Origin of the sequence: Streptomyces atriruber, assembly GCF_001418325.1 — a bacterium.
Lineage (GTDB): Bacteria > Actinomycetota > Actinomycetes > Streptomycetales > Streptomycetaceae > Streptomyces > Streptomyces atriruber.
Genome location: NZ_LIPN01000256.1, coordinates 1 through 12,528, shown reverse-complemented (window position 1 = coordinate 12,528; position 12,528 = coordinate 1). Strand labels below are relative to the sequence as shown.

13 protein-coding genes and 3 pseudogenes are annotated in these 12,528 nt (G+C 71.5%); 6 read left to right on the top strand and 10 right to left on the bottom strand.

The window, feature by feature from the left end; translation table 11 throughout:
- Positions 1-383 (top strand): hypothetical protein (locus AOK03_RS25255; RefSeq protein ID WP_157869076.1); only part of this gene is annotated, 383 nt, incomplete at its 5' end.
- Between the two features lie 78 nt (positions 384-461).
- On the opposite strand, the pseudogene AOK03_RS44250 reads toward AOK03_RS25255, so the two are convergent.
- The 6 genes and pseudogenes from AOK03_RS44250 to AOK03_RS42770 all read right to left on the bottom strand — a co-directional run.
- Positions 462-672, bottom strand: a pseudogene (locus AOK03_RS44250) (peptide deformylase); the annotation flags it as partial.
- Between the two features lie 2 nt (positions 673-674).
- Positions 675-991, bottom strand: a pseudogene (locus AOK03_RS44245) (peptide deformylase); the annotation flags it as partial.
- 17 nt (positions 992-1,008) lie between these two features.
- On the bottom strand, positions 1,009-1,941 hold the full coding sequence (locus tag AOK03_RS25245) for an FAD-dependent oxidoreductase (protein WP_055567630.1): 933 nt from the start codon (positions 1,939-1,941) through the stop codon (positions 1,009-1,011).
- Entirely contained in the window at positions 1,938-2,423 is a 486-nt protein-coding gene (locus AOK03_RS25240) for a cysteine hydrolase family protein (protein WP_244177735.1), read from the bottom strand. The genes AOK03_RS25245 and AOK03_RS25240 overlap by 4 nt, the downstream gene beginning before the upstream one ends.
- A gap of 104 nt (positions 2,424-2,527) precedes the next feature.
- Positions 2,528-3,271, bottom strand: coding sequence for a hypothetical protein (locus tag AOK03_RS25235; RefSeq protein WP_055567629.1), 744 nt, complete (start codon positions 3,269-3,271; stop codon positions 2,528-2,530).
- Positions 3,272-3,616: 345 nt separating this feature from the next.
- Positions 3,617-3,781 (bottom strand): hypothetical protein, encoded by a 165-nt coding sequence (locus AOK03_RS42770; RefSeq protein WP_157869075.1) that lies wholly within the window; start codon positions 3,779-3,781, stop codon positions 3,617-3,619.
- 84 nt (positions 3,782-3,865) lie between these two features.
- Here AOK03_RS42770 and AOK03_RS25230 point away from each other — a divergent pair, with 84 nt between their 5' ends.
- The 3 genes from AOK03_RS25230 to AOK03_RS25220 are packed head-to-tail and all read left to right on the top strand — an operon-like array spanning position 3,866 to position 6,323.
- A complete protein-coding gene (locus AOK03_RS25230; RefSeq protein ID WP_055567628.1) occupies positions 3,866-4,309 on the top strand; it encodes a MarR family winged helix-turn-helix transcriptional regulator in 444 nt (147 codons plus the stop codon).
- Complete coding sequence (locus AOK03_RS25225; RefSeq protein WP_244177734.1) at positions 4,306-5,757, top strand: MFS transporter; 1,452 nt, start codon at positions 4,306-4,308, stop codon at positions 5,755-5,757. Before AOK03_RS25230 ends, AOK03_RS25225 begins: the two co-directional genes overlap by 4 nt.
- A gap of 14 nt (positions 5,758-5,771) precedes the next feature.
- Positions 5,772-6,323, top strand: a complete 552-nt coding sequence (locus tag AOK03_RS25220; RefSeq protein ID WP_055567627.1) for an isochorismatase family protein — start codon at positions 5,772-5,774, stop codon at positions 6,321-6,323.
- 31 nt (positions 6,324-6,354) lie between these two features.
- On the opposite strand, the gene AOK03_RS25215 is transcribed toward AOK03_RS25220, so the two are convergent.
- The 4 genes from AOK03_RS25215 to AOK03_RS25200 all read right to left on the bottom strand — a co-directional run bounded on the left by AOK03_RS25215 (position 6,355) and on the right by AOK03_RS25200 (position 10,504).
- On the bottom strand, positions 6,355-7,143 hold the full coding sequence (locus AOK03_RS25215) for a GNAT family N-acetyltransferase (protein ID WP_055567626.1): 789 nt from the start codon (positions 7,141-7,143) through the stop codon (positions 6,355-6,357).
- A gap of 71 nt (positions 7,144-7,214) precedes the next feature.
- Positions 7,215-8,255, bottom strand: coding sequence for a beta-ketoacyl-[acyl-carrier-protein] synthase family protein (locus AOK03_RS25210; protein ID WP_055567625.1), 1,041 nt, complete (start codon positions 8,253-8,255; stop codon positions 7,215-7,217).
- A 106-nt stretch (positions 8,256-8,361) separates the two neighbouring features.
- Entirely contained in the window at positions 8,362-9,183 is an 822-nt protein-coding gene (locus tag AOK03_RS25205) for an MmyB family transcriptional regulator (RefSeq protein ID WP_079074947.1), read from the bottom strand.
- Positions 9,184-9,616: 433 nt separating this feature from the next.
- A complete protein-coding gene (locus AOK03_RS25200; RefSeq protein WP_055567632.1) occupies positions 9,617-10,504 on the bottom strand; it encodes a Gfo/Idh/MocA family protein in 888 nt (295 codons plus the stop codon).
- A 179-nt stretch (positions 10,505-10,683) separates the two neighbouring features.
- Here AOK03_RS25200 and AOK03_RS25195 point away from each other — a divergent pair, with 179 nt between their 5' ends.
- Positions 10,684-12,156 (top strand): MFS transporter, encoded by a 1,473-nt coding sequence (locus AOK03_RS25195; protein WP_055567624.1) that lies wholly within the window; start codon positions 10,684-10,686, stop codon positions 12,154-12,156.
- 2 nt (positions 12,157-12,158) lie between these two features.
- A pseudogene (locus tag AOK03_RS42765) lies at positions 12,159-12,528 on the top strand (hypothetical protein); the annotation flags it as partial.

Sequence of the window (12,528 nt, the reverse complement as noted above, 5' to 3'; positions counted from 1 at the left end):
GGTACGACCCCGGGAACCCCCCGCCCGCCGCCGCACCCGTGCACGCACACCTCGCCTGGGCCCTGAAACAGACAGCCCGCTTCGCCGGCGCCCAGGGCGATCTGCCCCTACTCCACGGCTGCGAGACCACCCCCGCCAACGACACAGCCGACCTGCTGATGTCCTACCAGACCCGCAACTGGCGAGTACGCCTGCCACTGGTCTGGCCCGAGCCCGGCGACCACACAATCGGCCCCCTGTACAACCTTGCCTTCCACCTCGACGACCTGTTCACCGACGGCCAAGCCCTCAAGGAGACCCCACCTCGCCGACGCCGTCCCGACACCCCCTACACGGACGGCAATGTCATCTACCCCTACGGCAACCCCACCGCACAGCGATAGCCCCGCGCGCAGGCGCCGTGCACGAGCGCTCAGCTCAGTACGCTGTCGGCGTCGAAGTGCCGGTACAGGGCAGTCCGTTCAGTCACTCGGACGCCCTCCGTAGCTCCATTTCTTTCCTGTCCCGCGGTATTCGGAGACGGGGATCGGATCTACTCCTTCCCGCATGCGAGAGCGGTACAACTGGCCGTGGAGGTGGTCGACTCCGTGGGCGACGAGGCGGGCGAGTCCGCGCTCGAAGATCGTGATGTGCTCGGTGCCGTCGATGTCGGTGTGCTCGACGGAGATAGCCNNCGCACGTCGAAGAAGGAAAGGCAGCCCTCGTACTGCTCGTCGGTGTCCGGCGACTCCTCGACTATCGTCGGATTGAATAGCGTGATCGACTCGCCGTCGGGGGTACGGACGATGGCTGCGGCCCGGTCGATGCCGATCTGAGGTGCGGCCATACCCATGCCCTTGCCGAAGACATGGACCGTAGCGGCCCGTTCGCACGCGGAGACCAGCTCGGCCACGGCTCTGTGGGCATCCTCAGCCTCGGCCGGGAGATCGAACCTCCGCGCAGTCTTGGCGAGGATCGGGTCGCCTTCCTGGACGACGCCGACGGCGCGCATCCTCTCGCTGGCCGTCGTCACCACGTGGCGGAACCACTCTTGCCCTGAGCGTCTGCCGAAACCAGGGCGGTGCTGTAGTAGCGGGCGAGCACGGCCTCGGCGCCGGACCCCTGCGCAGCGACGATGCGCTGGAAGCGCGCGGAGCGAAGGTCTCCGGCAGTCCAGATCCGCGGGTGCTGCTCGTCGGGCGGGCAGTAGCCGTCCGTGCTCTGCGCGAGCCCGGCGAGGGCGGCGGGCTGGTTACCGAGGTTCCCCAGGAGGGCGCCCGCGATGTACTGCCGCTCCTCACCGCCACGGTCGTTGACACTGAGGGCCCAGCCGCGGCGTGTCGCGGGGGTGATGGAGACACTGGTGCACCGGACGAGGTGGACGCGCGGATCCTCGGCGACTTCGGCGGCCTTGTAGTCATCGTCCGGCGGGCACAGCACGTTCAGGGTGCGCTCGACCGTCGGGTGGGCGCGCAGCCAGGTGCCCAGCGGCCGGTCGGCGCCGAGGACCCAGGTGGGGCCGCTCATCTCGGCGGGCCCGGTGCGCCACAGCGGGGTGGGCCACAGGCCGTCCGGTGCTGTCACCCAGGTCGCGTCGGCGGGGGAGAGGGTGGTGACGCCGGTCGCGATGACGGCGGCGCCCCCGCTGTGCCGGCTGCCGTCGGCCAGGTCGACGTAGGCCTGCTCGTCGTCGGCGGACACCGCGGTGGCGGTGCCGGTGGTGCGGCGCAGCAGGTTCGTGGGCGCGAGCCGCTCGAGGTCCGCGGCGAGCGCGGCCGCCAGGTCGGGGCCGGTAGCCCAGTTGCCGGGCACGTTGTTCAGGGCGCCGATGTGGTGGAGTTTCCCCCCGACCCGGTCGTGTTCGATGAGACGAACTCGCATGCCGAGGCTGACGGCCATCAGCGCGGCCGCGGTCCCGGCGGGCCCGGCGCCGACGACGATCAGGTCGCTCTCCGGGGTCATGCGCAGCTCCTCTCAGCCGGGGGCGCCACAAAATCCGCGACGTCCTGGGTGGTGATGAGCTGCCGGGCGCCGACCATGCGGCGGGCGACCGTCAATCCGGCCTGGTGCACGTCGGGGCCGGCTTCGGAGGCGCAGGCGTCGGTGACGATCCACGGCGTGATGTCGGCCTCGAAGGCGTCCACGGCGGTCTTCAGGACGCAGGAGTCGGTGGCGATGCCGCACAGCACCACCTCGCTCCACCCGCTGTCACGGAAGTCGTCGATGACGGCGCGGCCGAATGCCCCATAGGTGACCTTGTCGATGACTGCGGTGGCACGCGCGGCGGCCGCGGCGAGCTCAGGCACGATGTCGGTCTCCGGGGCCTCCTGCAGCGCCGTCCAGTCCAGCAGGCGCACGAAGGGACTGTCGGCGTGGTTGAAGTAACGGGAGAACAGCACCGGCCCGCCCGCGGCCTGCCACCGGTCGATCAGGTCGGCGATCACACCACGTGGCGGCTGCGGTCGTTCACGAATCCGTTTTGCACGTCGATCACGAAGAGCGGTGTGGTGCGAGGGTCCACCGGGGGTCCTGTCTCTCTGTGGGGTGGTCAGGGGCGCAGCGCATCCCGGGCGGCGGCGAGGCGTTCGGGCAGCTCGCTGGTCGCCAGGATCGCCTTGCGCATCAGGCGGTGCTGCACGGTCTCGGTCGGCCCGGACTGCGTGAGTCGAGAGTACGCGGAGGCCAGGCAGCTGCGCCTGTACTCCCCATGCATGACCGGATCCTGACCAGCCTCGATGAGGGCCTGCACGTGGATGGACACCGCCCAGAGCGCCTGAACGTCCAATTCCAGGTCGACGATTTCGCCGGTTGTCAGGGCGCGCTCGGTGGACAGCGGGTGGTAGGCGATACCGGACCAGCCAGCCAGCCCCATCGACACGGCGCCGGAGAACTCCACCGCATCCGGGTGCTCCCACCGGCCGGTGAACAGCGCCTGCTCGGCGTCTTCGCCCAGGCCCACGATGTTCGTCGGGTCGCGGCGGTCGACGAGGACGGACGGGGTCGCCAGCAACTGCATCGCGGTCGGCAGCTGCTCGGGCGGGAAGGCGTGCGCACCGAGCTCGTACACCGACAGCACGTAGCTGGGCTCCGGGCACACCGTGCCGGGCGGCAGAACCGCGTCCAGGAGAAGCGTCAGGAGCCGTCCGGTCCAGGCACGGTCGTCCAGGTAGGTGCGGTAGCGCCACACGGCGAGATCGGTGAGGGTGTCCGGCCGCCGGGCCTGCTCGAGGTGGAGCAGGGCGAGGCCGCACGCGTACAGGTACAACACCGCCCGGGCGCTGGGGTGGTCCACGGGGAGGGTGCGCCGCTCGAGACCGCCAGGCCCCTCAGGGGCGGCGTGGCGCGGTTCCATAGCGCGGTGACGGGTTGCCCGACGTAGACGGGCAGGAATTTGTGGGACACCACGTCGAACGGCCCTAGCGCAGCCTGCTGAAGGTCCGTCGTGTGCGCGCGTGCCAGCTGCGCGGGTAGGGCGTCCAGCGGAGTGCCTGCGCGGGCCGCGGTGAGGCGGGCGTGGAACGCGGCCCGCTCCTCCGGCGTGCACATCGCGACGGCTGCGTCGAGGACCTGCTGCATGTTGGTGCGACGGGCGACCGGCGGACCATCGACGGGAGGAGCCGGGGAGCCGGGGAGCCGACTATTTCCGGCGTCGGAAGGTCAGCCAGATCCGGGCCGCGACCAGTCCCAGAACCACCACGCCGACGGTGATCTGCATCCAGCGCGGGAGGGTGCCCGAGCCGGGGAGGTACAGGGCGAGGGTCGTCACGTCGTGCTCCTTGTCGGCCGGGGGACTGGTGGACATTCTCCTGCGAAGCGCCGATGGCTCACGCCAGTAGGTAGAAAGTCAGACTTGCAAGTCTGACTGTCGATCTCGTAGCGTGGCGGCATGAGCGGACCCGAGGATGAACCGACGCCCGAGCAAGTCGCCGCCGACCTGACGCACGTCGTCGGGCGTCTCGTACGGAAACTGCGCGGCGCATCGCCCATGAACGGGCTCAGCCCCTCGCAGCGCTCCGTGCTCGCCCGTCTGGACCGGGGCGGTCCCAGCACCACCGCGGGCCTGGCGCGCGCGGAGTTCGTGCGGCCGCAGTCGATGCGGATGACCGTGGCCGCCCTCGAGTCCATGGAGCTCATCGAGCGGGCGCCCGATCCGAACGACGGGCGGCAGTCCGTCGTTTCCCTGACCGACGAGGGCCGCCGCACCCTCACCGACGGGCGGGCCGCCAAGCGGGGCTGGCTGGCGGACGCGGTCTCCGAGGAGCTCGACCCGGCGGAGCGGCGCCGACTGGCCGACGCCATCGCGCTGTTGGAGCGACTGGTGCAGAAGTGAGAGTCACGTCCATCGCGCGGCCCAAGCGGCCGAAGCGCCCGGCGGTGGAGCGGAACGGGTTCGGGGCACGACTGACCGCCCCGCTGCTCCTCGGTTCCCTGCTCAACCCCCTCAACACCACGATGATCTCCACCGGACTGGTGGCGATCGGCCACGACTTCGGCGTCGGCGCCTCCGACACCGCGTGGCTCGTCTCCGTGCTCTACCTCGCGAGCGCCGTCGCCCAGCCCGTGCTCGGCAAGCTCGCCGACGGCATCGGGCCGCGCCGTGTCTTCCTCGGCGGGCTCGCGCTCGTCGTCGCGTCGGGCCTCGTCGGGACGCTCGCCCCCGGATTCGGCTGGCTGCTCGTCTCCCGGGCCCTGCTCGGCGTCGGCACGTCCGCCGCGTACCCGGCCGCGATGGCCGTCCTGCGCGACGAGTCCAGGCGGCTCGGCAGCCCGACTCCGCGCACCGTCCTCGGCCGTCTCTCCTTCGCGGCGCTCGGCAGCGCGGCGATAGGCCCGACACTCGGCGGCCTCCTCGTCGCCACCGCGGGCTGGCGCGCCGTCTTCGCCGTCAACGTGCCGGTGGCGGTCGTCGCGTATGCCACCGCCCTCAGGTGGATCCCCAAGGACATCCCGCGCGAGAGCCCGGCGGCGGGCCGGGCTAAGACGCTCGATCCGCTCGGCACAACGCTCTTCACGGGGGCTCTCACCTGCCTCGTCGTGTTCCTGCTCGACCTGCGTCACCCGATGTGGCTGCTGCTCGCCCCGGTCGTCCTGCTCTCCGCCCTGCTCACCTGGTGGCAGCTGCGCCACCCGCACCCCTTCATCGACCTGCGCATGCTGGGCGCCAACCACGCGCTGGCCCGCACCTACCTGCGGCACGGACTGAGCTACCTCGTCGTGTACTGCGTGATGTACGGCTTCACGCAGTGGCTGGAGGAGGAGCGCGGCTACTCCTCGCTGCACACCGGACTCGTCATGCTGCCGATGTCCCTTGCCGCGCTGGCCTGTTCACTGATCGGGGCGCGCACCAAGGGCATTCGCGCACCGCTCACCGTCGCCGCTGTACTCCTCACCGCGGGCAGCTCGCTGTTGCTCTGCACCACGGGGTCCACGCCGCTCGCCGTGCTGCTCCTGGCCGGTGCCTGCTTCGGCATTCCGCAGGGGCTCATGGGTACCGGCAACCAGGCCGCCGTGCAGCAGTTCGCGCCCGCCGACGCCATCGGTTCGGCGGCGGGACTCCAGCGCACCGCGCAGTACATCGGCGCCATCACGGCCTCCGGCCTGATCGGCCTCGCCTACGGGCAGCGGGCCGACGACGGCGGACTCCACCTCATGGCCGCCGTCGGCGCCGTCCTGGCGCTGGCCCTGATCGTCCTGACCGCCACGGACCGCGCACTGCGCCGCCGTCCCGGCCGGGACCAAGAGACCAAGAACGCAGAACAAGAAATCAAGAACGCATGAGAAAGGCGCCACCCATGAGTGCCACCGTCCTCGACCCCACCACCGCCCTCGTCCTCGTCGACCTGCAGAAGGGCATCACCGCGCTGCCCACTGCCCACCCCTCGCAGCAGATCGTCGAACGGGCCGCCGTGCTCGCCGACGCCTTCCGGGTTCGCGGACTGCCCGTGGTCCTGGTGCGGGTGACCGGGGGTGCCCCCGGCCGCACCGAAGGCCCCGCGCGCGGAGGCGACGTGCCCGCGGACTGGGCGGAGCTCGTGCCCGAGCTCGGACGCACCGACGCGGACATCGTCGTCACCAAGCAGCAGTGGGGAGCCTTCTACGGCACGGACCTCGACCTCCAGCTGCGTCGCAGGGGCGTCACCCAGGTCGTGCTCGCCGGCATCGCGACGAGCATCGGCGTGGAGTCGACGGCCCGCGCGGCGCACGAGCACGGCTACCACGTGACCGTGGCCGTCGACGCCGTCACCGACATGGACGCCGACGCCCACCGCAACAGCGTGGCGAAGATCTTCCCGCGCCTGGGAGAGACGGACACCACGGAAGCCATCACCAAGCTCCTCGGCTGAACCCCGGCCCCGCGGCCGGAACACGCACGGCCTACGGGCGGTACACGTACGGCGTGGTCGTGCACAGCGTGGCGAAACCGAGCCGGTCCAGGATCGGGCGGCTGTCGTCCGAGGCGTCCACCTGCAGATAGCGGTAGCCCCGCGCCACGGCGATGCGGGCGCGATGGGCCACCATCGCGCGGTAGATGCCCTTGCCGCGCCACTGCGGGTCGGTGCCGCCGCCCCAGAGCCCGGCGAAGTCGGTGCCGGGGCGGAACTCCATCCGCGCGCCGCACACCGGCCGGTCGCCTGCCATCGCGACGACCGCCACGATCTCGTCCGGCGTCTCGGTGAGCTGGGCGAGCACACGCCGGGCGAGGTGCTCGCTCAGCGCCGCGTCCTCCTCGCCGAAGGCGGCGAGGTGAGCCTCGGACATGAGCCGCACGCCTGCCGCGTCCGTCACCGGGAGCAGACGGATGCCGTCGGGCAGTTCGGGGCCCGCGGGCAGGGCGGCGGCCTCGGCGACCATCACGGTCTCCACCGGCTCGGCCTCGAACCCGGCCGCGAGAAGACGCTCGGCGAGGTCGTCCGGCCGGTCGTACGAGTGCAGCTTCCACTCGAAATCCCGCCCGGCGGCGGTGAAGTGGCGCACCTGCTCGGCGATCACGGCATCCGCCGCCGACGCGTCGGTGTCGGTCCACAGGACGCCGTTCCAGTCGTGCGCCGAGCCGGTCACGCGGACGACGCCGCCGGTCCGCTCGACCCGGGTGTCACCGCCCTCGCCCTGTGTGTCGTGCCGAAGCTGACGGTCGTACGCGGCCAGTACCGCTGCGTGATCCATGCGGTCACCTCAGCAGTGGGGCGAAGCCGCGGCAACAGGTTTTCGGCCGGGGCCTGTCCGCGGGACAGTCCCTAGGACTGCCAGCGGCAGCGCACGGCCGCCGTGGCGAAGCCGGGCCCGAAGGCGATGGCCGCGCCGTGCGCGCCGTCGTCCGGAGGGTCGGCGTGGGTGCGTTCCAGGACGCGCAGGATGCTCACGCCGCCGAGGTTGCCTTCGTAGGCGAGGGTGTCCGTGGAGTGCCGGGCGGCGTGCTCGTCCAGGCGCAGCGCGGTCGCGGTGTCCGCGATGATGCGCGGGCTGCCGGGATGGATGACGGCGTAGTCGAGCTGCCGCGGGCCCAGCCACTCCAGGAGGTGCGGCATCACGTCGGTGACGGCGGCCAGGACCTGCTTGGTCGAGTCGAAGTGGATGCCGTCCATGGAGATCCGGCCGCGCTGGCGTTCGAGACTGTCCGCGAGCACGAACTCGAAGGTGTCCTCGATGGCCAGTCCAGGACCCAGCGGTGTGTCGGTGACGATGGCCGCCGAGGCCCCGTCTCCGAAGAGCGCCTTGTAGATCATCGACTCGATGGTGGTGTCGCTGTGGTGGTAGATGCTGGAGAGCACCTCGGAGGCCACCACCAGGACCTTGCTGCCCGGCCGCGCGGCGAGGAGGTCGGCGGCGCGGGTGAGGGCCTGGGTGCCGCCGGGGCAGGCCACCGAGGTGAGCGCGATGCGGCGCAGGTCGGGGCGGAGGCCGAGGCGGGTGACGAGGTTGATGTCCAGGTTGGGGACGGCCCAGCTCGTGGTGTGCGTGGTGACGATCGCGTCGATGTCCCGCGGGGTGAGACCGGCGCTGTCCAGGGCCGTGGTCGCGGCCCGCTCCGCCATGTCGAGCGCGTCGGTGAAGGCGACACGGGCGCGCTCGCCGACGTCGGCCGTCCCGGACACGGTGGGGGAGCCGAGCGGGCGCGTGAAATGACGGGTCTGCACGCCGCAGTTGCCGATGACGCGGAGGATGGCGCGCAGCCGCGGGTGGTCGGCGTGGTGCGCGCTCACGTCGTCGGCTATCTCGGCCGTGGTGACCTTGTGGTCGCCGAAGACGGTGTGAGGTTTGAGTACGTGAGCAGTCACGAGGCGACTCCCCAGGGATCGGCGAAGCGGGTGGGGGTGTGGCCAAAGTACTGCACTGTGCCGGGAGTGCCCTGTCGAGCGCGGAGCTTCGAACGTACGTACGAGGTCAGTCGGAGCGGAGGATGGGGGCGCGCGAATGGATGCGGTGCGTGCCGCGGTGGAACACCAGGATCATCAGCCGGGAACCGGGTGCCGTCAGGGGCTGCGCCGCGCACATGGTGACCCAGCCGGGGCCCTCCAGAGCGTGCAGCAGGGGGCGCTCGTCGCCGTCGGGATGCGGATGGGAGTTTCCCGCGGCGTAGAGATCGGCGGTCTCGGGATCGGCCAGGATCTCCTTCTCGATCTGCCGCAGGATGTCGTCGTCGGGCCTGGTGGCGAGCGCCGCCCGCAGTTGCGGCAGCACCATGGGGGCCCAGGCGGTGTGCCAGTCCATCAGGGTCTCGCGCCCGTGCGGGTCCAGGAGCATCCAGCGCATGGTGTTGCCGGGGACCTTGCCGCTCGGGAACATCCCGGCGAAGGCGGTGTTGTACGCGAGCATCTCCCAGGACGCGTCGGTCACGTAGGCCATGTGCCCGATCCCGTCGACCGCCTCCTGCCAGACGCCGGGCACCTCCTTGCCGGAGGAGAGGTGGAGCGGTCCCGGTGGGTCCTGCAGCAGTGCGTACCGGCAGAGGGACACCCACTCCTGTTCGTTCAGCCCGAAGAGGCGCGCCACGTCCCGGAGCAGCGAGGTCGGCGGGTTGGGGTAATTGCCGGATTCGAGACGGTGGTACGTCCCGAACGTGCGGTGGAGCAGTTGGTCGACCTGGTGCTGTGACAGGCCGGGGGCGCGCCGGCCCTGGCCTGTCGGGCGGGCGAAGCCGTGCGATTCGGGGGCTATGAGGGCGCGTCGTTCGCGGAGCAGAGCGCGGAGCGCCGTCTTGTTCATGGTGGGTAATCCCTCTTGGTGCACGCCGAGTTGGAGCGTGATCAGTCTAAATATTCACATCGGCTTTGGTAGTAAACATTGCCCGAAGAAAACGATCAGTTGCTGGGGCATCATGGAGCGTGCGGGGTCACCGACCTGCAGGTTTGATCGTCGGATGGCGTCCGTGCACAACAGCGGGGCATCTTGTCCGGGGAGTTCGAGAATGGCTGAAATTCCCCGGCATTGGGTACCCCCTAGGCCTACAGGGCCGATGTGGGAAGCATGTGGGACAACTGTTCGTATTTTGATCCGTGTGGTCGGAATCGGAGCAGCACAGGACCGCACAGCTCTGCTCCCCGCGCCGGTTCCGTAGGACCACCGGCTGCGGTCGGTGCCGTCACTCGCCATTACGTAGCGGCCACGGTACCGGCCGCCCGTGGTTGTCCCGGGCGGATCAGGTGGCCGTGATGTGCTCCTCCGCCCGCGCCAGGATCTCCGAGACGCGCAGCCCGAACCGTACGTCGCACGGATGGGGCGTGCCCGAGGCCGCGGACTCGACGAGCGCGTCCACCGCCGCTCCGAACGCGTCGCCGCCGTCTTCCCACGGCGGAAGCACCGCCGTGCCGCTCTCGCCGCGCAGCTCCACCGCCAGCCCCTCGCACTTCGGCGGCGCAGAGAGGGTCAGCGTCGCCGTGCTGGACGCGCCGCCCGCGTGCCGCAGGATCAGATGGACCGTGTCCCTGGGGCCCGGCGCCGCGGTCACCTCGGTCACGTCGCCCAGCACGGGCAGCAGCATCGACAGGGCATGTGGGCCCACGTCCCACAGGCCGCCCCGGCTCGCACGCCAGGGCGACGAGAACGCCGCGCTGCCGTCCGGTGCGTAGAAGGAGCCGTACCAGTCGGCGCGGCCGGTGAACCAGCCACCTGCGGCGACCTGCTCGGCCAGCCAGGCCGCTGCCGTCGGGGTGAACCGCATCGTGAAGAAGACGACGGAGGCCACCCCCGCGCGCTCGGCCGCCGCCGCGAGGTCCCGGGCCCCGGCCGGCGTCGTGGCCACGGGCTTGTCGAGCAGGAGGTGGCAGCCTGCCGCGGCGGCCCGCGCGGCGAGCGGTGCCTGCACATCGGGCGGCACCGCGAACGCCACGGCGTCACTCGCTGCGAACAGCTCGTCCACGTCCGCGTACGACCTCGTGCCGTGCCCGTCGGCGAGTGCGGCCGCTGCCTCGGGGCGGCGGCCCCAGATCCCACTGAGGTCCACGCCCGGGTGCCGGGCCAGCGCGGGGGCGTGCGTGGCGGAGGCCCAGGGGCCCGTGCCCACGAGGCCGAAGCGGAGTCGGTTCATGGACCGCAGTATGACCGAAGCCGCCCGCCGCGGACCCGCCGCGGCAGGGGCGCACGGCCCGCCGGGGCGGTTCACGGCCAGGAGCCGACGGCCCACCCCCTTCCGAATTCCTCCCGGTGAATAGCAATTCACCCGCTAAGGTGAATTGCTATTCACCTCAGAAGCGGGGGAGAGAGGCCATGGCGCCTGTTCCGACAGTTGGTGGCGGGGGAGGACTGCGCGCCCGGCTGACCGTTCCGGTGCTCGCCTTCGGCGGCATCCTCATGGCCGTCACACAGACCGTGGTCGTGCCGCTGCTGCCCGATCTGCCCCGGCTGACGAACAGCTCGCCCGGTGCCGTGTCCTGGTTGGTCACCGCGACGCTGCTGTCCGGAGCGGTGCTCACACCCGTGCTCGGCCGGGCCGGCGACATGTACGGCAAGCGCCGCGTCCTGCTGGTCGCCCTGGGCCTGATGGCCGGGGGATCAGTGCTCTGCGCGCTCACGTCCGACATCCGGCTGCTGATCGCGGCACGCGCCCTGCAGGGCGCGTCCGCCGCGGTGGTGCCCCTGTCCATCAGCATCCTGCGCGACGAACTGCCGCCGCAGCGCACCGCTTCCGCCGTCGCCCTCATGAGCTCCACGGTCGGGATCGGTGCCGCGCTCGGTCTGCCGCTGGCCGCGCTCATCGTGCAGTACGCGGACTGGCACGCCATGTTCTGGGCGACGGCCGCCCTGAGCACCGCCGGTCTCCTGCTCGCCTGGTGGGCCGTGCGCGAATCCCCGGTGCGTTCGCCTGGGCGGTTCGACACGTGGGGCGCGCTCGGCCTGGCGGCCGGACTCGTCTGTCTGCTGCTCGCGGTGTCGCAGGGCGGCCAGTGGGGCTGGGGCAGCGGTCCGGTCCTCGGGCTGTTCGCGGGCGCCGTCGTCATCCTTTCCGTGTGGTGGCGGATGCAACTGCGGGCGAAGCAGCCACTGGTGGATCTGCGCCTGGCGTCCGGACGGCGCGTCGCCCTGCCGCACGTGACCGCGCTGCTCGCCGGATTCGCCTTCTACGCCAACTCGCTGGTGACCGCGCAGCTGGTGCAGGCGCCCGCCGAGAGCGGCTACGGCCTGGAGCTGTCGATCGTGGCGACCGGTCTGTGCCTGCTGCCCAACGGCGTGATCATGCTGGTCCTCTCGCCGCTGTCCGCCCGCGTCTCCACGTCTCGCGGCCCCAGGATCACCCTCGCCATCGGCGTCGCGATCATGGCCCTCGGCTATGCCGTGCGCATCGTGGACAGCCGGGAGCTGTGGGTGATCATGCTCGGCGCCGCGATCGTGTCGACCGGGACGACCTTCGCGTACTCGGCGCTGCCCACGCTGATCCTGCGCGCGGTCCCGATCGAGCAGACCGCGTCCGCGAACGGCGTGAACGTTCTGATGCGGACGATCGGGCAAAGCGTCTCCAGTGCGGCGGTCGCCGCCGTGCTCGTCCATCACACCTCGTCCGCCGGGGGCATGCGGTTCCCCACGCTCGGCGGCTACCAACTCGCGTTCACCCTGGCGGGCGCGGTTGCGCTCGTCGCATGCGCCACCGCACTGGCCATACCCTCGGACAGGGCCCCGCAGGGCGACCGGAAGACCGCCGGGCGCGGCGGGCCGACCCAGGAGACCGCGCTGGAGGGAAGCTGACCATGGCGGCGAGAAACACGACGACGGCGGGGGCGGGGGCGGCTTCCCGGGGGAGCGCCGGTGCGGGTGCGGCGACGCCTTCGGGCGCCGGGGCGCGCTCGGCCGTCGACGTGCAGCCCTCTCGGTCCGACGTGGGCCCTGATGCCGACGGTCGCCCGAGCGCCGACGTACGGAAGTGGCCGTCAGACACCGGCCCGAGCGTCGACGAGAGCCCGAACCCCGAGGCGCAGCATCCGGCGTCCGGCGCGAGTCCCGACGCCGACGCGCGCCCGAGCGCCGACGGGTGCCCCTCCACCGGCACCCGCCCCAAGCCCGACACGCGCCCCACCACCGACACCGCTCCCGGGCCCGCCACCGCGCCCAGCCCCAACC

Coding starts and splice junctions, on each gene's coding strand:
- AOK03_RS25195 (WP_055567624.1), top strand. CDS start 10,684: ATGGCGCCTGTTCCGACAGTTGGTGGCGGGGGAGGACTGCGCGCCCGG.
- AOK03_RS25200 (WP_055567632.1), bottom strand. CDS start 10,504: ATGAACCGACTCCGCTTCGGCCTCGTGGGCACGGGCCCCTGGGCCTCC.
- AOK03_RS25220 (WP_055567627.1), top strand. CDS start 5,772: ATGAGTGCCACCGTCCTCGACCCCACCACCGCCCTCGTCCTCGTCGAC.
- AOK03_RS25245 (WP_055567630.1), bottom strand. CDS start 1,941: ATGACCCCGGAGAGCGACCTGATCGTCGTCGGCGCCGGGCCCGCCGGG.
- AOK03_RS42770 (WP_157869075.1), bottom strand. CDS start 3,781: ATGTCCACCAGTCCCCCGGCCGACAAGGAGCACGACGTGACGACCCTC.
- AOK03_RS25205 (WP_079074947.1), bottom strand. CDS start 9,183: ATGAACAAGACGGCGCTCCGCGCTCTGCTCCGCGAACGACGCGCCCTC.
- AOK03_RS25230 (WP_055567628.1), top strand. CDS start 3,866: ATGAGCGGACCCGAGGATGAACCGACGCCCGAGCAAGTCGCCGCCGAC.
- AOK03_RS25215 (WP_055567626.1), bottom strand. CDS start 7,143: ATGGATCACGCAGCGGTACTGGCCGCGTACGACCGTCAGCTTCGGCAC.